This window comes from Microbacterium sp. NPDC064978 (assembly GCF_044543605.1).
Lineage (GTDB): Bacteria > Actinomycetota > Actinomycetes > Actinomycetales > Microbacteriaceae > Microbacterium > Microbacterium meiriae.
The window spans coordinates 134,093-157,343 of the sequence record NZ_JBITWF010000002.1 but is presented as its reverse complement, the minus strand read 5'-3'; the positions used below and the strand labels follow the sequence as shown (position 1 = coordinate 157,343).

25 protein-coding genes are annotated in these 23,251 nt (G+C 71.0%); 12 read left to right on the top strand and 13 right to left on the bottom strand.

Annotated features, from left to right (window positions below; all coding sequences use genetic code 11):
- Positions 1 to 9: 9 nt before the first annotated feature.
- Genes ACIGJI_RS07740 through ACIGJI_RS07725 form a run of 4 tightly spaced genes read left to right on the top strand, consistent with a single transcriptional unit; the run spans position 10 to position 2,574 of the window.
- Positions 10 to 312, top strand: a complete 303-nt coding sequence (locus ACIGJI_RS07740) for an SAV_915 family protein (RefSeq protein WP_363444804.1) — start codon at positions 10 to 12, stop codon at positions 310 to 312.
- On the top strand, positions 309 to 605 hold the full coding sequence (locus tag ACIGJI_RS07735) for a hypothetical protein (protein ID WP_062635420.1): 297 nt from the start codon (positions 309 to 311) through the stop codon (positions 603 to 605). Before ACIGJI_RS07740 ends, ACIGJI_RS07735 begins: the two co-directional genes overlap by 4 nt.
- On the top strand, positions 605 to 1,816 hold the full coding sequence (locus ACIGJI_RS07730) for a hypothetical protein (protein WP_187663174.1): 1,212 nt from the start codon (positions 605 to 607) through the stop codon (positions 1,814 to 1,816). The genes ACIGJI_RS07735 and ACIGJI_RS07730 overlap by 1 nt, the downstream gene beginning before the upstream one ends.
- Positions 1,813 to 2,574, top strand: coding sequence for a hypothetical protein (locus ACIGJI_RS07725; protein WP_259952731.1), 762 nt, complete (start codon positions 1,813 to 1,815; stop codon positions 2,572 to 2,574). The genes ACIGJI_RS07730 and ACIGJI_RS07725 overlap by 4 nt, the downstream gene beginning before the upstream one ends.
- A 9-nt stretch (positions 2,575 to 2,583) precedes the next feature.
- Here the strand turns inward: ACIGJI_RS07725 and ACIGJI_RS07720 are convergent, their stop codons facing one another.
- Entirely contained in the window at positions 2,584 to 3,060 is a 477-nt protein-coding gene (locus ACIGJI_RS07720; RefSeq protein ID WP_363444802.1) for a dehydrogenase, read from the bottom strand.
- A gap of 53 nt (positions 3,061 to 3,113) precedes the next feature.
- Positions 3,114 to 4,103 carry a malate dehydrogenase gene (locus tag ACIGJI_RS07715; protein ID WP_363444800.1) on the bottom strand — a complete coding sequence of 330 codons (990 nt, stop codon included), beginning with the start codon at positions 4,101 to 4,103 and terminating at the stop codon, positions 3,114 to 3,116.
- Between the two features lie 51 nt (positions 4,104 to 4,154).
- Here ACIGJI_RS07715 and ACIGJI_RS07710 point away from each other — a divergent pair, with 51 nt between their 5' ends.
- Positions 4,155 to 5,036 (top strand): neutral zinc metallopeptidase, encoded by an 882-nt coding sequence (locus ACIGJI_RS07710; RefSeq protein ID WP_363444798.1) that lies wholly within the window; start codon positions 4,155 to 4,157, stop codon positions 5,034 to 5,036.
- 70 nt (positions 5,037 to 5,106) lie between these two features.
- A complete protein-coding gene (gene pip, locus ACIGJI_RS07705; protein ID WP_363444796.1) occupies positions 5,107 to 6,078 on the top strand; it encodes a prolyl aminopeptidase in 972 nt (323 codons plus the stop codon).
- Between the two features lie 9 nt (positions 6,079 to 6,087).
- Here the strand turns inward: pip and ACIGJI_RS07700 are convergent, their stop codons facing one another.
- The 5 genes from ACIGJI_RS07700 to ACIGJI_RS07680 form a co-directional block, all read right to left on the bottom strand.
- On the bottom strand, positions 6,088 to 7,851 hold the full coding sequence (locus ACIGJI_RS07700) for an aldehyde dehydrogenase family protein (RefSeq protein WP_363444794.1): 1,764 nt from the start codon (positions 7,849 to 7,851) through the stop codon (positions 6,088 to 6,090).
- 67 nt (positions 7,852 to 7,918) lie between these two features.
- Positions 7,919 to 8,182: a glutaredoxin domain-containing protein gene (locus ACIGJI_RS07695; protein WP_071327714.1), complete on the bottom strand. Its 264-nt coding sequence runs from the start codon at positions 8,180 to 8,182 to the stop codon at positions 7,919 to 7,921.
- Positions 8,183 to 8,191: 9 nt separating this feature from the next.
- Positions 8,192 to 9,097: an alpha/beta hydrolase gene (locus ACIGJI_RS07690; protein WP_363444792.1), complete on the bottom strand. Its 906-nt coding sequence runs from the start codon at positions 9,095 to 9,097 to the stop codon at positions 8,192 to 8,194.
- On the bottom strand, positions 9,094 to 10,071 hold the full coding sequence (locus tag ACIGJI_RS07685) for a cation transporter (protein WP_363444790.1): 978 nt from the start codon (positions 10,069 to 10,071) through the stop codon (positions 9,094 to 9,096). Before ACIGJI_RS07685 ends, ACIGJI_RS07690 begins: the two co-directional genes overlap by 4 nt.
- The gene (locus ACIGJI_RS07680) at positions 10,068 to 10,568 is read right to left on the bottom strand and encodes a hypothetical protein (protein WP_363444788.1); all 501 of its coding nucleotides are present in this window, start codon (positions 10,566 to 10,568) and stop codon (positions 10,068 to 10,070) included. The genes ACIGJI_RS07685 and ACIGJI_RS07680 overlap by 4 nt, the downstream gene beginning before the upstream one ends.
- A gap of 107 nt (positions 10,569 to 10,675) precedes the next feature.
- On the opposite strand from ACIGJI_RS07680, the gene ACIGJI_RS07675 reads away from it, so the two are divergent.
- Positions 10,676 to 11,068: an SIP domain-containing protein gene (locus ACIGJI_RS07675; protein WP_363444786.1), complete on the top strand. Its 393-nt coding sequence runs from the start codon at positions 10,676 to 10,678 to the stop codon at positions 11,066 to 11,068.
- 12 nt (positions 11,069 to 11,080) lie between these two features.
- Here the strand turns inward: ACIGJI_RS07675 and ACIGJI_RS07670 are convergent, their stop codons facing one another.
- The gene (locus ACIGJI_RS07670) at positions 11,081 to 11,536 is read right to left on the bottom strand and encodes an adenylyltransferase/cytidyltransferase family protein (RefSeq protein WP_187663183.1); all 456 of its coding nucleotides are present in this window, start codon (positions 11,534 to 11,536) and stop codon (positions 11,081 to 11,083) included.
- A gap of 166 nt (positions 11,537 to 11,702) precedes the next feature.
- Between ACIGJI_RS07670 and ACIGJI_RS07665 the strand changes: the two genes are divergently transcribed.
- Entirely contained in the window at positions 11,703 to 12,881 is a 1,179-nt protein-coding gene (locus ACIGJI_RS07665; protein ID WP_363444784.1) for a glycosyltransferase, read from the top strand.
- Here ACIGJI_RS07665 and ACIGJI_RS07660 read toward each other — a convergent pair.
- The 3 genes from ACIGJI_RS07660 to rfbA are packed head-to-tail and all read right to left on the bottom strand — an operon-like array spanning position 12,878 to position 16,163.
- The gene (locus ACIGJI_RS07660) at positions 12,878 to 14,296 is read right to left on the bottom strand and encodes a bifunctional dTDP-4-dehydrorhamnose 3,5-epimerase family protein/NAD(P)-dependent oxidoreductase (RefSeq protein ID WP_363444782.1); all 1,419 of its coding nucleotides are present in this window, start codon (positions 14,294 to 14,296) and stop codon (positions 12,878 to 12,880) included. The genes ACIGJI_RS07665 and ACIGJI_RS07660 overlap by 4 nt on opposite strands.
- Positions 14,296 to 15,294 carry a dTDP-glucose 4,6-dehydratase gene (gene rfbB / locus ACIGJI_RS07655; RefSeq protein ID WP_187663185.1) on the bottom strand — a complete coding sequence of 333 codons (999 nt, stop codon included), beginning with the start codon at positions 15,292 to 15,294 and terminating at the stop codon, positions 14,296 to 14,298. Before rfbB ends, ACIGJI_RS07660 begins: the two co-directional genes overlap by 1 nt.
- Positions 15,291 to 16,163: a glucose-1-phosphate thymidylyltransferase RfbA gene (rfbA, locus tag ACIGJI_RS07650; RefSeq protein ID WP_187663186.1), complete on the bottom strand. Its 873-nt coding sequence runs from the start codon at positions 16,161 to 16,163 to the stop codon at positions 15,291 to 15,293. The genes rfbB and rfbA overlap by 4 nt, the downstream gene beginning before the upstream one ends.
- 152 nt (positions 16,164 to 16,315) lie before the next feature.
- Between rfbA and ACIGJI_RS07645 the strand changes: the two genes are divergently transcribed.
- Positions 16,316 to 17,335: a glycosyltransferase family 4 protein gene (locus ACIGJI_RS07645; protein WP_363444780.1), complete on the top strand. Its 1,020-nt coding sequence runs from the start codon at positions 16,316 to 16,318 to the stop codon at positions 17,333 to 17,335.
- Between the two features lie 9 nt (positions 17,336 to 17,344).
- On the opposite strand, the gene ACIGJI_RS07640 is transcribed toward ACIGJI_RS07645, so the two are convergent.
- Together ACIGJI_RS07640 and ACIGJI_RS07635 are read right to left on the bottom strand one after the other, a co-directional pair.
- A complete protein-coding gene (locus ACIGJI_RS07640; protein ID WP_363444778.1) occupies positions 17,345 to 18,685 on the bottom strand; it encodes a hypothetical protein in 1,341 nt (446 codons plus the stop codon).
- A 43-nt stretch (positions 18,686 to 18,728) separates the two neighbouring features.
- Complete coding sequence (locus ACIGJI_RS07635) at positions 18,729 to 20,726, bottom strand: glycosyltransferase (protein WP_232089169.1); 1,998 nt, start codon at positions 20,724 to 20,726, stop codon at positions 18,729 to 18,731.
- A gap of 187 nt (positions 20,727 to 20,913) precedes the next feature.
- Between ACIGJI_RS07635 and ACIGJI_RS07630 the strand changes: the two genes are divergently transcribed.
- The 3 genes from ACIGJI_RS07630 to ACIGJI_RS07620 are packed head-to-tail and all read left to right on the top strand — an operon-like array spanning position 20,914 to position 23,191.
- On the top strand, positions 20,914 to 21,867 hold the full coding sequence (locus tag ACIGJI_RS07630; RefSeq protein WP_363444776.1) for a glycosyltransferase family 2 protein: 954 nt from the start codon (positions 20,914 to 20,916) through the stop codon (positions 21,865 to 21,867).
- Positions 21,858 to 22,577 carry a CDP-alcohol phosphatidyltransferase family protein gene (locus ACIGJI_RS07625; protein WP_363444774.1) on the top strand — a complete coding sequence of 240 codons (720 nt, stop codon included), beginning with the start codon at positions 21,858 to 21,860 and terminating at the stop codon, positions 22,575 to 22,577. Before ACIGJI_RS07630 ends, ACIGJI_RS07625 begins: the two co-directional genes overlap by 10 nt.
- On the top strand, positions 22,574 to 23,191 hold the full coding sequence (locus ACIGJI_RS07620; protein ID WP_363444772.1) for a hypothetical protein: 618 nt from the start codon (positions 22,574 to 22,576) through the stop codon (positions 23,189 to 23,191). The genes ACIGJI_RS07625 and ACIGJI_RS07620 overlap by 4 nt, the downstream gene beginning before the upstream one ends.
- Positions 23,192 to 23,251: the final 60 nt, after the last annotated feature.

Here is a 23,251-nt window from a genome sequence, read left to right as displayed (position 1 = left end):
GAGACCGAGATGACCTTCGAACCGACGCCGGCCGCAGTGCCGATGGTCCCACCCGTGCTGTACCTGCCCCTGAGCGTGACGTCGACGCCGGAGGAGCAGCTCGTCGAGATCCGGGAGCTGAAGGACGGGCGGCGTGCGCTGCTCGCCTACACCGCCCTGGACCGGCTGCTGGAGCTCGCCGGCGAGCGGCAGCCCTGGGTCCTGGTGCGCACCGAGGAGCTCGGTCAGATCAAGGAGGCGCAGCCCTACGACGTCGTCATCTTCGACCTCGACGTGCCCGCGTCCTACCGCCGGAACGGAGCCATCGCATGAGCCGCATCGCGATGGACCCGGAGGTGATGGCCGTCCATGCGGACATGCACGAGGAGGCGGTCGAGCTCATCGAGACGAAGCTCTCCGGCATTCCGACGGCCGTCGACGGCGGACTCGCCTCCGACACGGTCGCCGCCATCATGCAGCGGGTGGGGGAGGGCGTCGACGCCCTGTACCGGATCAACGGCACCCTGGGAGAGATCGTCCGCGCCATCGCCGACGACGCGGAGACGAACGAGCAGGACGTGATCGACCAGCTCGACCCGGTCGCGGCCATCGTCGAGGACCTCTGATGACGATCGACACGACCACATACGGCGACGCCGACCAGGTGCAGGCGGCCGCGGACTGGCTCGACCCCGACCTGAAGGACGCCGCGGACGTCTCCTCCAACGTCACGACCTTCATCCCGACCGGCGTGCGCGGGCACTGGTTCGGCGAGTCGGCGGACGACTACGTCACGATCCTCTCGCGCACGACCGACGCCGCGAAGGAGATCAAGGACCTCGCCCGTGACGCCGCCGAGAAGCTCCGGTCGTACGCCGGGCAGCTGCGGCGCATGAAGGAGGACTTCGCGACGCACCGCGACAATGCGCGGGCGGCGGGGCTTCCGGTCAACGGCATGATCATCGGCCGGCCGGTGTCCCTGATCCCGGTGTGCCCCACGTCGAGGGACGACCCCTACTGGGACGAGTGGCAGGAGCACCTCGACCGCATCGAGCTGTACAACGAGATCGCGGCCGACGTCGGCTCCTGGTGGGGCGAGCTCGAAGTCTGGATCAGCGAGAACCTCGACGGCTTCCTCGGGACCATGCCGAGCCAGTCCACGGCGGACAGGATCCTGTCCGGTCTGCGTGAGGCGAGCGGCGAGGTCCCGAAGATCTACCTCGAGGGCCAGGGCCTGGCGTGGGCGGAGACGGCGGCCGAGCTCACCTCCCACGCGGAGGATCTGCGTCTCGGAGCATCGGACTTCGTTCGCGAGCTGCGCTCCGGCAATCCCGCCGTCAAGGCCGCTGCCGAGGCCGCCAACCCCACCGGCATGCGGTGGGCGGCGGACGAGGCTGAGGATCTGGCCCGCGGACTCTCTCGCGCGAGTCGGGCGGTGCCGTTCATCGGCTGGGGCGTCGACGCCTGGAATCTGGGCTCGGCGATGTCGTCGGGCGACGACCCCTCGTCCACCGCGGTGGAGATCATCGGCGGTGCGGCGGGTGGCGCGGCTGCGGCTGCCGGTGTCGCCGCGCTCGCGGCGGCCGGTGTCGTCACGCTCCCGGTCTGGGGCACGGCGGTGGTCGTCGGCGGGGCCGCGGTGGCGGTCGGCGCCGGTGCGGTGTGGGCTTACGAGAACTGGGTCCCGCAGGACGTCCGGGAGTCGATCGACGCCGGCATGGCGGATGCGTGGGACGCCACGACGGACTTCGCGGAGGACGCCTGGGAGAACACGACCGACTTCGTGGGCGACGCCGGGCACAACATCGGCAAGGCGTGGAAGGGACTGTTCGGGTGACAGGTCAGCAGCAGTCGACCTCTCCGGAGACGATCTGGGTACCCGGTCATCCGGGGTGGGACGGGCAGCAGCGCGCGACCACGGCGCTCACGGTGTTCGGCGTCGTGTTCGCCATCGTGGTCCTGCTGTTCAGCCTGATCCTGTTCGCCGATCCGGCTCCGGCGATGAAGGCACTGGGGATCGGTGTGCTCGCGGCCGTCGCCGTCGGCGTCTGGCTGATGGTGGCCCACGCCCGCGTCTCACGGGTCCGAGTCGTCCGGCCGGTCGTCGACGGTCCGGCGATCGCGTTCGGCGGGGCCGCGGGGATCGTCTGGCCGCTGCGCGCCCTCGCGCCGGTGGGGGCCCTGCTCCTCGCGGCGTGGGCATGGAGCATCTTCACGGTGCCCGCGGACCGACTGCCGCTCCTCACCCTGCTCCTCCTCCCGGTGGTCGCGCTGATCATGACGATCGCCGGCATCCGGTCGTGGTTCCGGGCTCCCTCCGCCCATCGCCTGACGCTGCGCCCCGACGGGCTGCAGCTCCGGATCCCGCGCAACAACGTGGCCGTGGCATGGGAGGAGGTCGTCAGCGCCGGCGTGGAAGGCAACCGCGTGGTACTGCGGACGTCGACCGCTCAGCAGTCCTCGTGGGCGGCGGCCGATCTCGCCAGCGACCCGGTGCTCCTGGCCGAACTCGTCACCTTCTACGCGAACCGTCCCGACGTCCGTGCCGAGATCGGCGCGGGCACGCTCGCCCGTCTGCGGTCCGGGGACTTCTAGCGGCGCCTCTCAGCGCGCGCCGGCGGCGTCGGCGAGATGACGCGCCTCGTGGCCGAGGACCTTCACGATGATCCCGTGTTGCCGGAGCTCGGCGACCGTGCGGGCGCCCTCCTCGGCGTCGAGCCCCAGGGCCCGGATGTTCGCCACCACGACCACGTCTCCGGTCCGGAGCGTCGAGATGAGCCGCGCGAGGCGGTCGTTCCAGCTCTCCAGGATGTCCGGCGCCGGGTGACGGAAGCCCTCGATGGGCACGCCGAAACGGGTGAGGTCGGCGCGCTGCTCGACGACCGACGGCATGCCCTCACGAGCGACGACGAGGCCGACCAGGCGGGAGCCCGCGGGACGCGCGGTCCAGAAGTTGCGGTTCTGCTGCAGCTCCGTGAAGCACTTCGGGCACTTTGCTGCGTCGTGCGGGAGGTGGAGCGGGCTCGTCAGCGCATCGTCGAGAGACGGCGTCGTGCCCGCCGGGTCCATCGTGTCGCTCATCCCGTACCTCCGCCCTCTATTCTGCCCTGCCGGGGCGTCCCGCGGCGACCGGATCAGAGCAGTCCGAGGGCACGGACCGCCTCCCGCTCCTCCACGAGCTCCGCGACCGAGGCGTCGATGCGCGTGCGGGCCCAGTCGTCGATCTCCAGGCCCTCCACGATGCGCCACTCGCCGTCGACGGACTGCACGGGGAACGAGGAGACGAGCCCCTCCGGAACGCCGTACTCTCCGCGCGAGACGACGGCGGCGGAGGTCCAGTCCTCGGTCCCGCGGACCCAGTCGCGCACATGGTCGATCGTCGCGCTCGCGGCGGAGGCGACGGAGGACGACCCGCGGACCTCGATGATCTCCGCGCCGCGCTTGGCGACCCGGGGGATGAACGTCCGGTCCAGCCACGCCGGGACGTCGCCGACGATCCGCTCCAGGGCGTCCTGCACGGGCTTCCCGCCGACGGTCGCGTGCGACACGTCGGGGAACTGCGTGGCCGAGTGGTTGCCCCAGATCGGTACCCGCCGCACCGTGTGCACGGGGGCGCCGAGCGTCTGGGCGAGCTGGGCCCGTGCCCGGTTCTCGTCCAGCCGCGTGAGTGCGGTGAAGCGGTCGGCGGGCACGCCGTCGGCCGCCGCCGAGGCGATCAGGGCGTTCGTGTTCGCGGGGTTGCCCACCACGGTCACGCGGACCCCGGGATCGGCGTTCGCGGCGATGGCGGCGCCCTGGGGCCCGAAGATGCCGCCGTTCGCGGCCAGCAGGTCACCGCGTTCCATGCCCGGACCGCGGGGGCGCGCGCCCACGAGCAGCGCGAGGTCGCAGCCGTCGAAGCCGACCGCGGGGTCGTCGGTCACCTCCACGTGCTCGAGCAGGTCGAACGCGCCGTCCTGCAGCTCCAGAGCGGCGCCCTCCGCAGCGCCGAGTCCCTGCGGGATCTCCAGCAGCCGCAGTCGCACCTTCTCATCCGGACCGAGCATGTCGCCGGCGGCGATGCGGAAGAGGAGCGCGTAGCCGATCTGTCCGCCCGCGCCGGTGATGGTGATCGTGGTGGCCATGCCACGAGCCTACGTCCGTCAGGGTGTCGGCGCGCGGAGTACCCTCGACGCATGACGTTCAATCCCGACGCCGACCTCTCCCGCAACACCACGCGCCGCCGCGGACGCACGGCGGCGATCGCGGGCGGTTCCGGCGTCGGCGTGCTCGCCCTCCTCGCCCTCATCGCCGGCCCCCTGCTGGGCATCGACCTGAGTGGACTCGTCGGTGGCGCGCCCGGGGGCGGGAGCGAACCCGCCGGTGGTTCGGCCATCGAGAACTGCGACACCGGTGCCGACGCGAACGCGAACGTCGACTGCCGCATGGCGGGGGCGCAGCTCGCGCTCGACGCCTTCTGGGAGGACAACGTGGAGGGGTACCAGGCTCCGCAGCTCATCGTCGTCGACGGAGCGACCTCCACGCAGTGCGGCACCGCCTCCAACGCGGTCGGCCCGTTCTACTGCCCGCCGGAGGAGACCGTCTACATCGACCCCACGTTCTTCCAGCTCATGCAGCAGCAGTTCGGGGCCTCGGCCGGGAACCTCGCGCAGCTCTACATCGTCGGGCACGAGTGGGGCCACCACATCCAGAACATCATCGGGACGATGGAGCGGTACCCGAACAACGGGACGGGTCCCGGCAGCAACGGCGTGCGCATGGAGCTGCAGGCCGACTGCTACGCCGGCGGCTGGCTCGGCCGCGCGACCGAGCAGACCGACGCCGACGGCGATCCGTACCTCGAGAAGCCGACGGAGGAGCAGATCCGCGACGCCCTGAACGCGGCGTCGACCGTCGGCGACGATCACATCCAGGAGCAGTCCGGGCAGGTGAACCCGGAGACCTGGACCCACGGCTCCAGCGAGCAGCGTCAGCGCTGGTTCGCGGAGGGATACCAGAACGGGCTCGATGCGTGCGGGCAGGTGTTCACCCTCCCCGCCGATCAGCTCGACCCGTAGGCCCGGTGGTCCCGCCGGTATCAGATAACGTGGACACGGCAGGACCGCACGACCGGTTGGGGGACCGAACATGACGAAGACCGAAGGGCTCTATCCGCCCATCGAGCCGTACGAGACCGGAGTGCTGCTCGTCGGCGACGGGCACCGCGTGGCCTGGGAGATCAGCGGCAACCCCGAGGGCAAGCCCGTCGTGTTCCTCCACGGAGGCCCCGGCAGCGGCACCTCCCCGTGGCAGCGCAAGTTCTTCGACCCCGACGCGTACCGGATCGTCCTGCTCGATCAGCGCGGGTGCGGCCGCAGCACGCCGTCCGCCGCGGAACCGGAGGCCGATCTCCGGCACATCACCACCGCGCACCTCATCGCCGACCTCGAGCTCCTGCGCAAGAACCTCGGCATCGAAACGTGGCAGGTGTTCGGCGGTTCCTGGGGCAGCGCCCTCGCGCTCGCCTACGCCCAGGCCCACCCGGATGTCGTCTCCGAGCTGATCCTGCGCGGCATCTTCACCCTGCGTCGCGCCGAGCTCGAATGGTTCTACGAGGGCGGGGCGGCGGCGCTGTTCCCCGACCTGTGGGAGGACTTCATCGCGCCGATCCCGGTCCTGGAGCGCTCGCGGATGATCGAGGCGTATCACCGGCGGCTGTTCGATCCGGACCCGGCGGTCCACGAACCGGCGGCCCTCGCGTGGGCGGCCTGGGAGGCGGCGACCGTCACCCTGCGCCCCGACCCGGAGCAGATCGCGGCGATGGCCGATCCCCGCCGTGCCGTCGCCTTCGCACGCATCGAGAACCACTTCTTCGTGCACCGCGGCTGGTGGGCCGAGGGACAGCTGCTCGCCGGGATCGACGCCATCCGGCACATCCCGACCGTGATCGTGCAGGGCCGCCACGACGTGGTCACGCCGATGATGACGGCGTGGGACCTGCACCGGGCTTGGCCGGAAGCCGACTTCCAGGTGGTCGACGATGCGGGCCATTCCGCCGCCGAACCCGGCATCCGCGCGGCTCTCCGCGCCGCGACCGATCGGTTCCGGCCCGAGGCCTGACGCGTCCCCTCAGGCGCGGAGCGCGCGCATCAGGGTCTTCACGAGGCCGACGGCGCCGCCGTCCGCGCGATGGCGGGTGAGACCCTCGCTCACGGCCGCGCCGGTGCGGGAGGAGACGAACCACGGCGGCTTCGGGAGGATGGTCAGGCGTCCGCCGCCGTTGGCCACGGGCAGCGAGCGCGGGAACGGTCGGAAGGGGCCGCGCAGCACGGAGCGCTCGACCCGATCCAGCAGCAGGGCATTGTGGACGACGCCGATGCCGCTGCCGACGTCGTCGATGGTGCCGCCGGGAAAAGCGCCCCAGGTGAGGGTCGGGGTGATGAACCCGAAGGCGGTCCACCCGTTGATCGCGATCGAGCCGTAGTGCAGGGCGGTGAGCGCCCGCTCGAACCCGCTGCCGAGTGCCTTCTCGGTGGCCGGGTCGATGAGCAGGTTCGCGCCGAGCGTGCCCTGCAGCTTCTCGTTCGCGTGGGCGACCGCGGCGTCGAGGAACTCCTGGCCGGTGCCCGGCAGGCTCACCACGCCGAGGACCGGGGCGAAGTACTCCGTGCTCTCCAGGGCGGCGGGGTCCTCATCGCCGTCGATCTCGACGAGGAGCCGGTCCCCGAGCACGAGCGCGTCCGGGTAGTCGTCCGTGGCGGCCTGCATGCGGGAGGGGGCGCCGGGGTACCAGATGGGGCGCTCCGGAGCGGTGGCGTAGGCGTGGCGCAGCGCGGCGCGGAAGTCGTCGGCCTGGTCCCAGTCGGCGGAGAGGATGACGACCTGCCCCGCGATGCAGTTGTGGCCGCTGTTCTGCAGCCGCATGGTCGCGATGTGCTCGGCCTGATACGCGAGGTCGGCGGCCGTCCACTTCCCGGGCACGACGATGATGGGGGAGACCCCGCCGAGCTCGGCGGTGATGGGCTTCTTCAGCAGCGGGCGGTTCTCGCGGCGGCGGCGCTTCGTCGCCGCCGCGCCCTCACCGGAGGACGGCCCCCAGACGATGGTGTCGAACGTCGCCGCCGAGCCGGTGATGTGCACGTGCGCGAGGCCCGGGTGCTGGGTGAGATACGCGCCGGCCGCCGGGCCCCCGCGCACGATCCGCAGCAGTCCGGGCTCGATGAGCGGGGCGAGCGCGCGCTTGTAGACGGGGACCAGGGCGTCCTGCGTGGGGTTCACCTTCAGCAGGGCGGTGCGGTTGTGGGCGAGCAGTTCGTACAGCACGTCCAGCACGGGGATGGAGGTCACGTTCCCGGCGCCGAGCACGAGGCCCACGCCGCCGGACACCGTCGGCGTGCGCTGGGCCAGACCCGCACCCGCCCTGGCGGCGTTCGGCGTGGTCCCCGGCTCGAGCCAGACCTCGCCGGTGAATCCGGACAGCAGGAACCGGTCGATGCCGGTGAGAGGGAAGGCATGCACGCGTGCCCGGCCACCGGGCGCCCGGTCGACCCGGATGCCGTCCAGTGGATTGGCCCCGTTCGCGATCCGGGTCAGCGTGGCGATCGAGGCGTCGAGCGCCCCGAGGACGCTGTACGGACCGCTCAGCCACTCCTCGCCGCGGAGCGGATGCCGCGCGTCCAGGCCCTTGGAGGCGGCGGCGGTCGTCGCCCAGTCCTCGGCCGTCGCGGCGACGCTCGTGCGGACCTGCCGGAGCAGCGTCGCGCGCTGCGCCACGGTGAGCGCGGCCCACACCGACGTCCCTGTCTGCAGGTCGGCGACGGCGGCGTCGAGCCGCTCCGCCTCGCCTTCCCCGAGAGCGGGAACGGCAGGCGCTGTCGTGGGCGCAGAAGTCATCGGCGTCTCCTTCGAACGGGCTTTCAGCTTAGGCGTCCGCGCGGAGATCCGCCGAGTGGCGAGACGATCAGATGAGCGAGAGCTCGCGCAGCTTCGACTCCACGTCGGCGTTCGACGGCTCGACGTGGTGCGAGGCGTCGGGGTAGACGACGACGGGGATGTTCGTGCGGCCGGAGATGTCCTTCGCGATGTCGGCGGCGTCGGGGTCGGCGACCAGGTCGACGTAGGTGTACGCGACGCCGAGCTCGTCGAGCTGCTTCTTCGTGCGGATGCAGTCGCGGCACCAGTCGGCGCCGAACATCGTGATGGTGTCGGAGGCGGGGTTGGTCATGCCTCCAGCCTACGTCCGTGGGGGAGGGGCGGCTCCGAAGAAGCCCGCCAGTGCGGCGGCGAGAGGTTCTGGCGCCTCCTCCGCCATGTGGTGCCCGCTGTCGATGCCGTGGCCGCGGACATCGTCGGCCCAGTCCCGCCAGATGCGGAGAGGGTCGCCGTAGAGCTCTTCGAGATCGTCGCGTTCCGACCAGAGCACGAGCGCGGGCATCGCGAGTCGGCGCCCGGCGGCGCGATCCGCCTCCTCGTGTGCGCGGTCGATCGTGAGACCGGCGCGGTAGTCCTCGAGCATCGCCCGGATGACCGACGGCTGCCGCACCGCGTGCAGGAACTCGGCATGGTTCGCCGCGCCCATCGTCGCCGGGTCGGCCTTGGGGGCGTACCAGGCCTCCGGGTCCGCGCCGATGACGCGCTCCGGGATGTCCGGCTGGGCGAAGAAGAACCAGTGCCACCACTGCACGGCGAAGGTCGCGTCGCAGCGGCGAAGGTGCTCCGAGATCGGCAGGCAGTCCAGCAGCGCGACCTGTTCCACGGTCGCCGGGTGATCGAGGGCGAGCCGGAGCGCGACGTAGCTGCCTCGGTCGTGCCCGACAAGGCGGAAGCGCTCGTGACCGAGTCTCTCGGCGACGGCGCGGATGTCTCGGGCGACGGCACGCTTGGAATGGGCCGAGTGATCGGAGGTGGGCGCCGGGCCGCGGGAGCGTCCATAGCCGCGCAGGTCGGGGCAGATCACGGTGAAGCCGCGCTCGACGAGCAGGGGAGCCACCCGATGCCACGTCGCCGAGGTGCGGGGGTGACCGTGCAGGAGCACCACGGGCGGTCCCGAGCCACCGTGACGGACGAGGATGTCCGCCTCGGAGGTCGGGATCCGAGTGGTCGTGAAGCCGGGGAACAGCGCCTCGTCGGCGGCGCTCATCGCCCGGGGTCCGCTTCGGCGGGCAGCTCCTCGACCGGGATGATCACGACGTCCTGCACCTTCCAGTCCAAGTCGGCGATGCCCTCGGACGCGGCGGTCAGGTCGGCCGTGCGGACGCCACGATGATGCGGCACCACGAACGCCTCGATGTGGAACACCTGGCCCTGATCCCGCATGCGCACGGCAGCCTGATCCACCCAGGGGCGGCTGCGCAGGTAGGAGACGACATCGCGGGCCAGCGGATGCGGCTCCGCGCTGTCGAAGGTGCGGGCCCGCTGATCCATGAGATCGACGATCGCCGTCTTCGTGTTGCGGAAGCCGTCCCAGATGATGCCGAGCGAGATGAAGAGCGCCGCGGCGCCGTCGAGCCACCAGATTCCCGCGCCCACACCGAGCACGCCGACGATCGAGGCGACCGTCGTCTGCCAGTCCGCCTTCGCCATGTCGGCGTCGGCGTAGAGCAGCTTGTTGTGCAGGACGGGAGCGAGCTTGGCCTTGGCCGGACCGTAGAAGAACACCGGTCCGACGATCACGACGGCCATGACGGCGACCATGAGCCAACCGAGCCAGATCGTCTGCCCGAACAGCTGCACCGTGCCGATGGTCGGGTGCTCCCCCCGGAGGAGTCCGGCGACGGCCTCGACGGCGAGGTTGAGGCCGACCGCGAGGAGCGCGACACCGGCGACGAGGTGCCCGACGCCCATCACGCGGTGCAGGCCGTAGGGGTGCTTCCGGGTGGGGCGGCGCCGCACGAACACCAGGGCGAGAAGGAACGCGAACTGCGGGATCAGGGACAGCATGTCCTCGATCCACGCCGTGCGCATCGCCTGGGACTCGCCCACGACGAGCGCGATCACGGTGATCGTGATCGAGGTGTAGACGATCGTGAAGATCTCCCAGCGCACGGCTTTCCGGGTCGCCTGCTGCTGTTCGTCGGGGAGCTCGGTACGCCCGAACCGCTTCGTCTCGGTCATCGATCGACCTCACCGTCGAGGTAGGTCTCGAGGGCCGAGAGGAAGGCGTTCTCGCCCAGGGGGACGAGCATCACGAGCTCCCGATCGCCCGCGCCCTCGATCCCGGGATAGCCGCGGGTCACGCCCGCCTTGTCGATCCACGGGGTGTCCGGGGTCAGGCCGCCGGCGACGAGATCGAGGTCGCCGGTCTCCAGCATGCCCACCAGGCTCTCCTCGGTCGCGACCGTCCAGGTGACGTGGGCGTCCAGGCTCGCGGCGAAGCCGTCGACGAGGGCGACGACCGGCCCGTGGGGCCGGCCGCCGTCTGTCTCGACCAGGCCGGGGTCGGGCGAGGTGCCGACCCGCAGCTCTCCGCCCGTGACTCGGTCCAGGGTGCCGTCCGGGTCTGCGGGGACCGTCGCTCCGCACCCGCTCAGGGCTGCGGCCACGATCAGGCCGACCAGGGCGCCGACCAGGTGGCGTCCGGCGGGCGTGCGTCGAATCCTCTCACTGCTCACGGACTCAGGATGACGCGTGGCGCCGTCCGGGTAAAGGTGTTGACGAGCGCCGTCGCGGAGGACTAGCGGCTCTTGATGGTAAGGGTAGCCTTACCTATAGTGGAGGCATGAGCAGCGCGTGCGAGCACCTCGAGGATCCGGACTGGGAAGCGATGGAGGGAGCCGTCCTCATCGCCGGGGACGCCGCCGATGTCGGAGCCATCGCTCGCGTCGCGTCCCGGCTCCCGTGGGATGCGCACGGCGTCATCCTCATCGAGGCGGCGGCCCGTATCCAGTTCCGGCACATCGACGTCCCCCAGGGGGTCTCGGTCCGCTGGCTCCTGCGCGCCGAGGGGCCGCGCGCCCATGCCCGCGGCGAGCGTCTCGCGAACGCCGTCTACGCGTGGTGCCTGGAGTGGACGTGCAGTGAGCCCCCGGAGCACTGGACGGTGTGGCTCGGCCCGCACACCCCGCCGCACGTGGCGCGGATGGCACGCAGCCTCCTCGGCGTCGCGAACTGACCGACGCCGGCTTCAGCGGGTCGCGCCGACCACCGACGCCGTGGCGTTCGCGGTGATCGCGTCGAGCGCGCGGCGGAGCGCCGAGCTCGACGTGTGCGCGGTGTACGGGAAGTAGACGACCTCGACGCCCACCTCCGCGAACTCGCTCTCCAGCCGCAGGCCCTTCTCGGTGCCGCGCCAGTCGTCGCCCTTGAAGAAGTGCGTGAAGCGCACGTCGCGCCAGGAGTCCATCTTCGACGGCGTCGTCTCGACGTAGACGTCGTCGACGAAGGAGATGTGCCGCACGATCTCGGCACGCTCGGCGGTCGGGATGACCGGCTCGATCCCCTTGACCTGACGCAGCATCTCGTCGCTCACCACACCGGCGATCAGGATGTCGCAGTGCTGTTTGGCGTGCCGCAGCAGATTGAGGTGCCCGACGTGAAACAGGTCGAAAGCTCCGACGGCATAGCCGATACGCGTCCCCATGATCTCCCCAGATCGATCATTCCCCAGTCGAACGGATCCCCACCCGTTCGTCGCGACTCCCACAGCCGCAGACGACACTCTAGCAGGAACATGTCCTGCGGCCCATAGGAACCCATGGAACGATGGATGCCGGAGCCGATGGGGCTGCGGAACGAAGGGGACCACGTTGGGGGCAGGGGTCACGGTCATCGTGCCGACGTACAACGAGCGCGACAACGTCGCCGAACTCGTGGAGCGGACGGCGGCGGCATTGGCGGGAAGGGACGCCGAGATCCTCTTCATCGACGACAGCACCGATGACACCGCGGCCGAGGTGGAGCGCCTCGCGGCCGACGCCCCGATCGCGGTCCGGGTGCTCCATCGCGCGGACAACGTCGGGGGCCTCGGCGGCGCGGTTGTCGTCGGCCTGGGGGCCGCGAACGGCGACGTCTGCATCGTGATGGACGGCGACCTCCAGCATCCGCCGGAGCTCCTGCCGACCCTGCTGGACCGGTACGCGGGCGGCGACGCGGACGTCGTCGCCGCCTCCCGCTACATCGGCGGCGGAGACACCAGCGGCCTCGGGACGGCCGTGCGCTTCGGCGTCTCCCGCGCCGCCACCTGGCTGACCCGCGCGATGTTCCCGCGGCGGCTCGCCCGGAGCACCGATCCGATGACCGGGTTCTTCCTCGTCGACCGGCGGCGACTCGATCTCGCCGCCCTGCGGCCGCAGGGCTTCAAGATCCTCCTGGAGATCCTCGCCCGCACCGATCTGCGGATCGCGGAGGTCCCGATGGAGTTCGGTGAACGCCGGCACGGCACCTCGAAGGCGAGCCTCCGGCAGGGGGCCACGTTCATCGCCCACCTGGCACGGCTGCGCTTCGGAAAGATGTCCCTGTTCGCCGCGATCGGCGTCCTCGGCGCCATCGCGAACCTCGCGATCATGTGGGCGCTGACCGCCGCGGGCGTGCCCTACGTGTGGGCGGCGATCATCGGCGCCGAGGTCACGATCGTGGGCAACTTCCTGCTGCAGGAGCGGTTCGTCTTCGCGGACATGCGCACCGGCGCCCGCAGCGCCGCGGCACGCTTCGCGGCCTCGTTCACGTTCAACAACGTCGAGGCGGCCCTGCGCATCCCGGTGATGGCGCTCATGGTCGAGACGTGGCACATCTCCAGCGTGCTCGCCACGGCGCTCTCGCTCGTCGTGGCGTTCTTCGCCCGCTTCCTCTTCCACTCGCTCGTCGTGTACGCGCCCCGTCGGCGACGGGAGGAGCGGGAGGCGGCGGGTGAGCCGGAGCCGGACACCGCGACCCTGCGCATCATCCGCGCCATCGACGCGGAGGCGATGAAGCCGGGCGAGCTCTAGGCGTCGTCGGCGGACAGGTAGTCCGCGAGGGCCGCATCCGCATCCCTCGGCGTCCAGCCGGTGGCCGTGATCCGGGCGAGGTCCAGGACGCTGTTGCGCGGACGCGGCGCGATCGGTCCGGCCTGGTCGGCGAAGTACTCCTCCGTCGTCACCGGGGTGACCGCGGCCGGGTCGTGCCCGGTCAGCCGGTAGACCGCGCGGGCGATGTCGGCCCAGGAGCGCGGTTCGCCGCCCCCGGTCACGTTGTAGAGCCCGAACGGCGCCGAGACGTCGAGCAGGTGCCGGATGGCCGCGGCGAGGTCCGCCGTGAAGGTGAGCCGCCCGATCTGGTCGCCGACGACCCGCGGCGCGATGCCCCGCTCCGCCAGCGAGGCCATCGTCCGCACGAAGTTGCGGCCGTCGCCGATCACCCAGGAGGTCCGCAGGATGTAGTGACGGGGCACGGTCGCGACGATCGCGTCCCCCGCCGCTTTCGTCTGCCCGTAGACACCGAGCGGCCGGACCTCGTCCGTCTCGGTGTAGGGGCCGTCCTTCGTGCCGTCGAACACGTAGTCGCTGGACACGTGCACGAGCGTGAGGCCGTTCTCGGTCGCGATGCGGGCGAGCGCGGACACGCCCGTGACGTTCGCCGCCCAGGCCTCGGCCCGCCCCTCCGCGGTCTCGGCGTGGTCGACGGCCGTGTAGGCGGCCGCGTTGAAGATCGTCCCGTAGTCGCGCCAGCGCCGTGCGACGGCCAGCTCGGGGTCACGGAGGTCGAGCGTCTCCCTGGTCGTGTACTCGACGTGCTCCGCGTCCCCGAGAGCCGCCCGCAACGCCAGGCCGAGCTGACCGGACGCCCCGACGACGAGGGTCTTCCGCGGGCCGATCGGGGTCACGTCGGCCAGTCGAGGATGCGCCCGGTCCTTCGGGGAGATCTCGACCTGGTCGAGCGGGATCGGCCACGCGATGGCCGCCGTCTCGTCGGCGAGATTGAGGAAGGAGTACGCCGCGTCCGGCGACCAGTGGTCGTTCACAAGGTAGGTGTAGGCGGTGTCCGCTTCGAGCGTCTGGTACGAATTGCCGACGCCGCGAGGCACGAGGATGGCGCGCGACGGGTCGATCTCCGCCGTGAAGACGCGCCCGAAGGTCTCGCCCGCCCGCAGATCGACCCAGGCGCCGAAGATCCGGCCGGTGGCGACGGAGACCCACTTGTCCCACGGTTCGGCATGGATGCCGCGGGTGGTGCCGATCGCGTCGTTGAACGAGATGTTGTTCTGCACGGGACCGAAGTCCGGAAGGCCGGCGGCGACCATCTTCTCGCGCTGCCAGTTCTCCTTGAACCAGCCGCGGGCATCACCGTGCACCGGGAGGTCGACGAGGAGCAGGCCGGGGATCGGCGTCTCGGTGATCGTGAGCGCCTTGCTGAACGCGGTCATCACTGCCCCCGGGCGGCGTAGAACGACTCCGTGGCGTCCTTGGCCGGCGCCCACCAGTCCTCGTTCGCGCGGTACCACTCGATGGTGGAGGCGAGGCCCGACTCGAAGTCGGAGAACCGCGGCGCCCAGCCGAGCTCGGTGCGCAGCTTCGTGGAGTCGATGGCGTAGCGCAGATCGTGACCGGCGCGGTCCGTGACGTGGTCGTAGGCGTCGGCGGGCTGGCCCATCTGCGTGAGGATCAGCTCGACGACGGACTTGTTGTCCTTCTCGCCGTCGGCGCCGATCAGGTACGTCTGGCCGATCTCGCCTTTCTCCAGGATCGTGAGGACGGCCGAGGAGTGGTCGTCGGCATGGATCCAGTCGCGCACGTTCTGTCCGGCGCCGTACAGCTTGGGTCGGATCCCGCGCAGCACGTTCGTGATCTGGCGCGGAATGAACTTCTCCACGTGCTGGTACGGGCCGTAGTTGTTCGAGCAGTTGGAGATCGTCGCCTGCACGCCGAACGAGCGCACCCAGGCGCGCACGAGCAGGTCGCTGCCGGCCTTCGTGGACGAGTACGGCGACGAGGGGTTGTACGGCGTCTGCTCCGTGAACCGTGCCGGGTCGTCGAGCTCGAGGTCTCCGTACACCTCGTCGGTGGAGATGTGGTGGAACCGGCGATCATGCCGACGGGCGGCCTCCAGCAGCGTGTACGTGCCGATGATGTTGGTGTCGAGGAACGGCCGCGGGTCGTGCAGCGAGTTGTCGTTGTGGGACTCGGCGGCATAGTGGACGACCGCGTCGGTCCGGGCGAACAGGCTGTCGACGAGCGCGGCGTCGGCGATGTCCCCCTCGACGAGTTCGACCCGGTCGGCGGGGAGACCCGCGAGCGAGGCGCGGTTGCCGGCGTAGGTGAGCTTGTCCAGCACGGTCACGTGCGCGTCCGTGTGCGCGACCACGTGGTGCACGAAGTTCGATCCGATGAAGCCGGCGCCGCCGGTCACGAGCAGGCGGGTCATCGAGCGCCCCTTTCGAGCAGTCCGAGCAGGTAGGTTCCGTAGCCCGACTTCACGAGGGCTTCCGCGCGCGTCCGAAGCGCCTCGTCGTCGAGGAAGCCCTGACGCCAGGCGACCTCCTCCGGCACGCCGATCTTCATCCCCGTGCGGCGCTCCATCGTGCGCACGTAGTCGGCGGCGTCGGTCATCTGGTCGAAGGTCCCGGTGTCCAGCCACGCTGTCCCGCGGGGGAGGACCTCGACCTGCAGCTTGCCCCGTTCGAGGTAGGCCCGGTTCACGTCCGTGATCTCGTACTCCCCGCGAGCGCTGGGCGCCAGGTTGCGAGCGATCTCGATGACGTCGTTGTCGTAGAAGTACAGGCCGGGCACCGCGTAATTGCTCTGCGGGGCGGCGGGCTTCTCCTCCAGGGAGACGGCCTGGCCGTCGGCGTCGAACGCCACGACTCCGTAGGCTTCCGGCTCCGCCACCCAGTACGCGAAGACCGCGCCACCGTCGATGTCCGCGAAGCGCTTGAGCTGCGTGCCGAGGCCCGGCCCGTAGAGCAGATTGTCGCCGAGGACCAGCGCGACGCTGTCGTCGCCGATGAAGTCCGCGCCGATGGTGAACGCCTGGGCGAGGCCGTCCGGCGACTCCTGCTGCGCGAAGGACAGGGAGACGCCGAACTGGGAGCCGTCTCCCAGCAGCCGCTCGAAGTGCGCGGCGTCGTGCGGCGTCGTGATGATGAGGATCTCCCGGATCCCGGCGAGCATCAGGGTCGACAGCGGGTAGTACACCATCGGCTTGTCGTAGACCGGGATCAGCTGCTTCGAGACCCCCAGCGTGATGGGGTGCAGCCGCGTGCCCGAGCCGCCCGCCAGAATGATGCCCTTCATATATGTCCCCCTCGTGAAACATCGATGCTCGTGGCGGCGTCACTGAGAGGACGGCCATCCCCTGCCGTCCGACGACCCCCACAGTCGTACGCTCGACTCTAGCGGAGAACTCGCCCTTTACACCGCCCGGGCCGAGGTCCATAGTGGGCCTCGTGGGATCCGAGGACAGCCCGGCGCTGTCCGTCACCTGGGCGCACCGTGCCGAGCAGTCGGCATCCGCCTGGGCGCGCGCACACGCCAGGGGAGAGGTTCCGAGCGTCTGGCCCTACGGGCTGGACGCTCTTCGCGACCACGCCGTCGTGGAGGTCGATGAGCTCCCCGACCCCGGCCGGATCGCACGGCTCCGCGCACGCGCCGGCGTCGGCCCGCGGCCCCGTGCCGGGTTCGCCATCGCGTGGGACGAGAACACCGCCTATCGTCTGCAGATCCTGCGGCCGCGGACGCGGTACGCCGCTGGCGTCATCTGGCTCACCGACATGGCGGCGGCCGGCGCTGCACCCGGTCGACTGGTGGCGATGCTGCGGGCGGCCACGGCGCTCTGGGTGCTGAGCGAGGCACAGGTTTTGCCCCTGCAACGGCTCCTCGGGGCCGACGCGCCCCGCATCTTCGTCGTGCCGTTCGGGATCGACCACGAGTTCTTCGGCGCGCGGCCGCCCGCCGCCCGACCCCGGATCGTCAGCGCCGGCAACGATCGCGACCGGGATCCCGCGACGCTGTACGCCGCGCTCGCCCTGGTCCTCGCTGCGCGCCCGGGAGTCGACGTCGTCGTGCAGTCGCCCTCCGCGCTGCCGCCTCCGGAGGGCGTCCGGCTCGTGCGTCGGCTGCCGCACACGGAGCTCCGCGATCTGTACGCGACGGCGAGCGTCGTGGTGACCGCGACCCGCCCCAACCTGCACGCGTCAGGGATGACGGTGGCGCTGGAGGCTCTGGCCACGGCCCGCCCCGTGGTGGTCTCGGACACTCCTGGCATGCGCGATTACGTCAGCGCCCGCACCGGTGTCCTCGTCCCGCCGGAGGAGCCGGAGGTGCTGGCGGAAGCATTGCTCGGAATGCTGGACGATCCCGACCGCGCCGCCGAGCTGGGTCGGCAGGGCCGGATCGAGGTCGAGCGCCGATTCACGACCGCGACGATGGTCGACGCCCTCGTCCGCGGTCTCCGAGCGGACGGCTGACGTCGACGCTCAGACCGAAGGGGGCACGTCGCTGATGATGTACTTCGTCTTGCCGCCCGTGTAGGGCAGGGAGTCGACGAAGTCGGTGCGCACCGGCACTTCGTTCGCGATCCGCTCCTGCAGTGCGGCGACCGCGCTCTCGATCTGCCTCCGCGCCTCCGCGCCGTCACCCTCCACGACGCGGATGGTGATCGAGTGATCGGCGAGCTGGTGGATCTGGAAGAGACGCACGGCTTCCGGGTGTGCGGCGAACATCCCCATGAGGCGGTGCGCGAGCACGGTACCGCTGGGGAGACGGATCATGTCCGTCGTCCGCCCCTGAGGCTGCTCCATGAGCGGGAGGGCACTGCCGCAGCGGCAGGGTTCCGATCGCAGGATGCCCTTGTCGCCGGTGCGATACCGGATCAGCGGGAAGACCCTGTTGCGCAGATCCGTGATGACGAGGTCACCCAGCTGGCCGGGGGCTGCGGGGGCCCCGTCCTCGTCCACCACCTCCACCCGGCGGACGTCGGCGAAGACGTGGAGACCGTCGCGATGAGCGCATTCCCCGGCGATCCATCCGAATTCGGAACCGCGATACTCGTCGTGGACGGGAGCGCCGAAGACCGACTCGAGCCGTGCGCGGGCGGAGGCCGTGAGCGGCGCCGCCGTCGTCGCGATCGCCTTCGGGATGGGGACGCTCAGCTTCCGGCGCTCCAGGAAATCGGCGAACTCCAGCATCGCTCCGACGTACCCCTCGATCAGGCGCGGTCGCGTCGCGGTGAGTCGTCGATGGAACGCTTCCATCGTCTGCTCCGAGATCAGACCGGCGTCGAGGTAGACCTGAGTGGTGGGCCACCAGGCGAGGTCGTTCTTGATGGTCGCCAGCCGCCCGAAGTTCCAGCGACCGACCCGGGCGAGGTCGTCGTACGGCTCGATCCCCCACCAGGAGTACATCCTCCAGCTCAGGGCCAGCGCCGGCACCCTGGCGTCGTGGAGGGTGGCGAGGGGCTCTCCCGTGCTGCCGCCCGTCAGAGCAGGTCGCGCACTGGCTTCCGTCGCCTCGGGCGTGCGCATCTCCGCCGCGTGCTGCTTGACGGTCGCCCGGTCGAGGATCGGCAACGACGCCCAGGCTTCCGGATCGGTCAGGGAATCCGGGCGGACGCCGAGCTCCCGGTAGCGGGCGCCGTAGAACGCGGAGGAGTCCATGGCGAACGCCGCGATGTCCCGAGCGAGCCTGTTCTGCATACCGGCGAACTCGGCCGGGGCCAAGCGCTCGTTCGAGAGGAGTTCACGGTGGAAGGCTCCCGCTCTCGCCCGTACGGTCGCGGCCTTGGCGCGGAAGAACGCGCCCTTCAGTGATGCGGACATGGATGGAGCCTCTCGTCATTGAGCGGGCGGGTGGGAGGGTGGGTCAGACGCGGTGGCGGCGCCGACGCTTGTGTGCGACGCCCTCGCGGAAGGCGTCCCGGTGGGCACGGCCGGCGTCCGCCCATTCGCGGCGGGAGAGGTCGGGTGCCCCGGTCAGCGTCGATGCCGCCCGCCAGGCCTCGACCACCGCTGCGGCGTCGAGGTCGCCGTCGTACAGGAGCACCCACTCGGCGCCCACTTCGCGCGCCAGCGCCTCATTCGCCTCGTTCCGCGGCACCAGCACGGGCCGTGCCATCGACAGGGCGGCGAGGACGCTGCCCGAGTTGTGCATGAAGCGGTAGGCCAGAACGATCAGCTCGGAGGAGGTGGCGAGCTGGACGAGCTCGGCATCGCTCAGGAAGTCGAGGTGCAGTTCGACGGCGGGGAGACCGGACGTCCGTTCACGGAGGTCGTCGCCGAGCTCGGGGGTGGAGGGGCGACCGCCGATCTTCAGGCTCAACGTCGGCTCGATCGTCACCGCCTCCGCATAGGCGTCGATGAACCCTTCGAGCCCTTTGTAACGACGCACCCCGCCGAACGATCCCAGCCGACCGGGCACACGCTCGGCGGAGGGGAACGCGGCGTACCAGTCGCGGTAGTGACCGTGCAGGATGAGGCTGTGCGGCGTGCCCGGAGGGAGCGGCGTCGTCTCGTTGATGACGATCCGATAGTCGGTGTGCCGATCGATGGACCGCAGCAGCCACAAGCGTGGCGCGTTGTCATCGGGAAGCTCGATGTTGTGGACCGTCCGCACCACGGCGATACGTCGAGACAGGCGGTGCCTGGCGACGAGGGCCGCCGTGAGGAGGAACTTGCCGGTGGACTTCCACCAGGTCGATCCGTGGAGCTTGGCCTCGGGCCAGTGCCAGTGGAAGGCGTCGTAGCGGCCGAAGAGGGCGGTCTTCCACGAGAACCGGAGATGCTCCAGGCCCTCCGTCGTCCCCAGGGCCTCGTCGAGCATCTTGTTGTACGGATTCGTCGTGGGGCGCGGGGCGCCGAGGGACTGCATCACGCGGATGCTCGACGCGGATTCGGTCATCGTGTTGTCCTCCGAGGGGCGACGGTATTCGTCGTAGCGGCGGCCGAGAGCGGCGGCGATGGTGCCGCGGCCGCGGTGGATCAGGCGGGTGCCGCGGGCGTGATGGGCGATGTTCGAGGTCGCGGCGCCGAAGGCTCGACGTGCTGCACCGACGACGATCCGGGCGATCCCACCGATCAGGGAGCGCACCCGGAGCAGACCGCGGCGCAGCCTCCCGCGGGTGAGCTGCAGGTCGATGCGGGTACCGGCATTGGCCGAGCTGAACGCCCGCTGCGCCGCCCACGCGCGGCTGAGGCGCGCGGCGACGACGAGGTCCTCGGTCTCGGACTCGTTGCACCAGACGATGCGGCCGCCTCGGCCGACGAGTTCGCGGGTGAAGAGCGTGTCCTCGCCGCCGCCGAGCCCGAGGGACGGGTCGAAGCGCACGCCGAAGCGGCGCACCGCTCGGAGGTCGAGCAGCAGGTTCCCCGCCGCGGCGACCGAGAGCACGGTCCCGGTCGGGCGGGGCGGACGACGGAACGTGCCGGAGGCGAGCAGCCAGGGATCGACGTCGTCGTCGAACACGGAGATGACGCGGCCCATGACGGCATCCGCGTCGAACGCGCGCCACGTGGTGATCAGCGCCGAGAGCCAGCCGGCACGGGGGACCTCGTCGTCGTCGATGAAGGCGAGCAGGTCGCGGTCGGCGCACTCGTCCAGCAGCCGGTTCCGCGCGGCCACGATGCCCGGCGTCGGCTCGACGACGTACCGGACGGGCAGGGCGGCGTTCGCGGCCACCTCGCGCGCGGAGCCCGCGGCGTCGTTGTCGACGACCAGCACCTCCACGTCCACGCCGAGGTCCGCACACTCCGCGATCCGGTCAGGGAGTGCGCGCAGCAGCGCCGCCAGCAGCTCCGGCCGTCGGTAGGTGGGTACGCCGATCGTCACGGCGATCGCGTCGCCCGTCCCCGGTCCCCTCGTCATCCGCCTCATCCCCATGGCAGTCGTGCGCCTGTCTCCCCGCGCCGGCTCATCGTACCGTGAACGACGGGTGCGCCGAGCCGCCTCTGGCGTATAGTCGGTGTCCTGGGAGTCGACGCCGGTCGCGACTCTGGGGAATTCGACCGGCGACCCGAGCGGACCGTGTGGGCGGATCCGGGGGGAGGATCGCGTGTCAATCGTGCACGGACGGCTGGCCGTCGTCGTCGTGAACTACGCCTCGGCGCGGCTGCTCGAGCGCAACCTGGTGCTCGTGGAGCGCGAGGCTCGTGCCGTCGACGAGGAGGCCCTGGTGGTCGTCGTCGACAACTGGGCCGGTGCCGCGGAGCGCGAGGCCGCCGTCGCGGTCGCGGAGGCGCACGGATGGACCCTCATCACCCCCGAGACGAACAGCGGATTCGGCGGCGGCGTCAACATCGGGGTCGCGCGGGCGCTCGCCGACGGCGCGACCGACGTCCTCGTGATCAACCCGGACGCGCACATCGACCGTGCGTCTCTGGCGCGCCTGGCCGCGGTCACCGCGGCCTCGCGCACGACCCTCGCCTCGCCGGTGATCACCGACTCCGAGGGACGCACCTGGTTCGCCGGCATCGACCTCCTGCTCGACGACGGCACGATGCGGGCGCGTCGCAAACGCCGGGCGGACGACGCGCGCCCCTACGAGCCGTGGCTGAGCGGTGCCTGCCTGTGGATCACCCGCGAGGTGTGGGCGCTCTCGGGCGGCTTCGACGACGAGTACTTCCTCTACTGGGAGGACGTCGACTTCTCGCGCCGGGTGGTCTCGGCCGGGGGGACGCTCGTGCTCGTCGAGGAGGCGACGGCCGTGCACGACGAGGGCGGCACGCAGCGCGCCGAACCCCAGCTCGCGAGGGCGAAGTCGGAGGGCTACTACTTCTACAACATCCGCAACCGGATGCTGTACGCGGTCCGGCACCTCGACGACGAGGCCGTGCACCGCTGGCGCCGGTCGATACCCCGTACCGCCCGCGAGGTGATCCTCCGCGGCGGCCGCCGACAGCTGCTGCATTCCGCCGCTCCGCTGCGCGCCTACGTCCGCGGGGTGCGCGAGGCCAGACGGATCGCGCGCCTGTCCGGCACGGAATCGAAGGGAACGTCATGGTCGTAGACGCCTACCGTCAGCTCGCCAGGGCGCAGAAGGGCCATGCCCGCGGCGCCCCCGCCTACTCGGTCTACGTGAACCGCAGGCTCGGACGCGTGCTCGCCGCGCTGGCGTTCCGGCTCGGCCTCACGCCGAACCAGGTGTCGATCATCAGCGCCGTCCATTCGTTCGCCGCCATCGGCCTCATCGCCTTCGCCCCGGTCACGGTGCCGCTCGGGCTGCTCATCGCGCTCCTCCTCGTCCTCGGCTATGCGTGGGACTCCGCGGACGGTCAGGTCGCGCGGCTCCGCGGCGGCGGGAGCCCGCAGGGCGAGTGGCTGGACCACTTCATCGACACGCTCAAGATCGCGTCGCTGCACCTCGCGGTGCTGATCGGCCTGTACCGGGTCCTTCCGGAGTCGCCGGCGCTGCTGCTGATCCCGATCGTGTTCAGCATCGTCGCCTCGACCACGTTCTCGGGCATGCTCCTGAACGACCTCCTCAAGGGCAAGCACGCCGTCGCGTCCACCCATGAACGCGGCGGAGGCACCCTGCGACGCTCGCTCATGCTGCTGCCGACCGACTTCGGGCTGGTCTGCCTCGTCTTCGTCCTCTGGGGCTGGACGCCGGGATTCCTCGTCGCGTACAGCGCGCTCTGCGCCGCCGCGGTCCTGTTCCTCGCGCTCGCCGCGGTGAAGTGGTTCCGCGAGATCGGAAGGCTCGGTGACCCGGCATGACCGGCGGCTCGATCCTCATCGTGTGCGCGGCCAACGTCTGCCGGTCGCCGCTGGCCGAGCTGGAGCTGCGGCGCCGGCTCGGGGAGGGCTCCTCGCTCTCGGTGCGCAGCGCCGGCGTGCGCGCCAACGACGGAGACCCGATCTGCGCCGACGTCGCGTCGCGGCATGCCGACGAGGACTGGCGGGCACGGGCGCAGGCGCATCGAGCCCGCGAGGTCACCCGGGAGATGCTGGCCGCAGCCGACCTCGTGCTGACCGCCTCGCGCGATCTCCGGGGGGAGCTGGTGCGGGCGGCGCCGGAGCACCGCGACCGGATGTTCACGCTGCGTGAGGCCGCGCACCTCGGCGTCGGGTTCGCGCCCGGCGGCTTCGATGTCATCGCCGACTACGTCGCTCACCTCGACCGGGCACGGACGCGTGCGGTGCCCCTCAGCGGCTCGCCGGGTCGCGGCGGCGGGCTCCGGCGTCTCCTCGGTCGTCGCTCCGTCGAGGACCCTGCCTCCATCGCGGATCGGCACGGGAGTCGGGGTCATGCCGGCACCCTCTCCGAGGTCGAGCAGGCCGTCGACGCGATCGGCGGGCAGCTCGGGAGACAGCGCCGACACTCCTCCTGACCGGAGGGTTGTGGTTTTCCACGGTCCGCACTACCATTAGCCGACGCCGTGTTCTGCATG

Bases quoted from the DNA above. Each gene is read 5' to 3' on its own strand.
- ACIGJI_RS07740 (WP_363444804.1), top strand. From the start codon at position 10: ATGACCTTCGAACCGACGCCGGCCGCAGTGCCGATGGTCCCACCCGTG.
- ACIGJI_RS07735 (WP_062635420.1), top strand. From the start codon at position 309: ATGAGCCGCATCGCGATGGACCCGGAGGTGATGGCCGTCCATGCGGAC.
- ACIGJI_RS07730 (WP_187663174.1), top strand. From the start codon at position 605: ATGACGATCGACACGACCACATACGGCGACGCCGACCAGGTGCAGGCG.
- ACIGJI_RS07720 (WP_363444802.1), bottom strand. From the start codon at position 3,060: ATGAGCGACACGATGGACCCGGCGGGCACGACGCCGTCTCTCGACGAT.
- ACIGJI_RS07715 (WP_363444800.1), bottom strand. From the start codon at position 4,103: ATGGCCACCACGATCACCATCACCGGCGCGGGCGGACAGATCGGCTAC.
- ACIGJI_RS07710 (WP_363444798.1), top strand. From the start codon at position 4,155: ATGACGTTCAATCCCGACGCCGACCTCTCCCGCAACACCACGCGCCGC.
- pip (WP_363444796.1), top strand. From the start codon at position 5,107: ATGACGAAGACCGAAGGGCTCTATCCGCCCATCGAGCCGTACGAGACC.
- ACIGJI_RS07700 (WP_363444794.1), bottom strand. From the start codon at position 7,851: ATGACTTCTGCGCCCACGACAGCGCCTGCCGTTCCCGCTCTCGGGGAA.
- ACIGJI_RS07695 (WP_071327714.1), bottom strand. From the start codon at position 8,182: ATGACCAACCCCGCCTCCGACACCATCACGATGTTCGGCGCCGACTGG.
- ACIGJI_RS07690 (WP_363444792.1), bottom strand. From the start codon at position 9,097: ATGAGCGCCGCCGACGAGGCGCTGTTCCCCGGCTTCACGACCACTCGG.
- ACIGJI_RS07685 (WP_363444790.1), bottom strand. From the start codon at position 10,071: ATGACCGAGACGAAGCGGTTCGGGCGTACCGAGCTCCCCGACGAACAG.
- ACIGJI_RS07675 (WP_363444786.1), top strand. From the start codon at position 10,676: ATGAGCAGCGCGTGCGAGCACCTCGAGGATCCGGACTGGGAAGCGATG.
- ACIGJI_RS07670 (WP_187663183.1), bottom strand. From the start codon at position 11,536: ATGGGGACGCGTATCGGCTATGCCGTCGGAGCTTTCGACCTGTTTCAC.
- ACIGJI_RS07660 (WP_363444782.1), bottom strand. From the start codon at position 14,296: ATGACCGCGTTCAGCAAGGCGCTCACGATCACCGAGACGCCGATCCCC.
- rfbB (WP_187663185.1), bottom strand. From the start codon at position 15,294: ATGACCCGCCTGCTCGTGACCGGCGGCGCCGGCTTCATCGGATCGAAC.
- rfbA (WP_187663186.1), bottom strand. From the start codon at position 16,163: ATGAAGGGCATCATTCTGGCGGGCGGCTCGGGCACGCGGCTGCACCCC.
- ACIGJI_RS07640 (WP_363444778.1), bottom strand. From the start codon at position 18,685: ATGTCCGCATCACTGAAGGGCGCGTTCTTCCGCGCCAAGGCCGCGACC.
- ACIGJI_RS07635 (WP_232089169.1), bottom strand. From the start codon at position 20,726: ATGACGAGGGGACCGGGGACGGGCGACGCGATCGCCGTGACGATCGGC.
- ACIGJI_RS07625 (WP_363444774.1), top strand. From the start codon at position 21,858: ATGGTCGTAGACGCCTACCGTCAGCTCGCCAGGGCGCAGAAGGGCCAT.
- ACIGJI_RS07620 (WP_363444772.1), top strand. From the start codon at position 22,574: ATGACCGGCGGCTCGATCCTCATCGTGTGCGCGGCCAACGTCTGCCGG.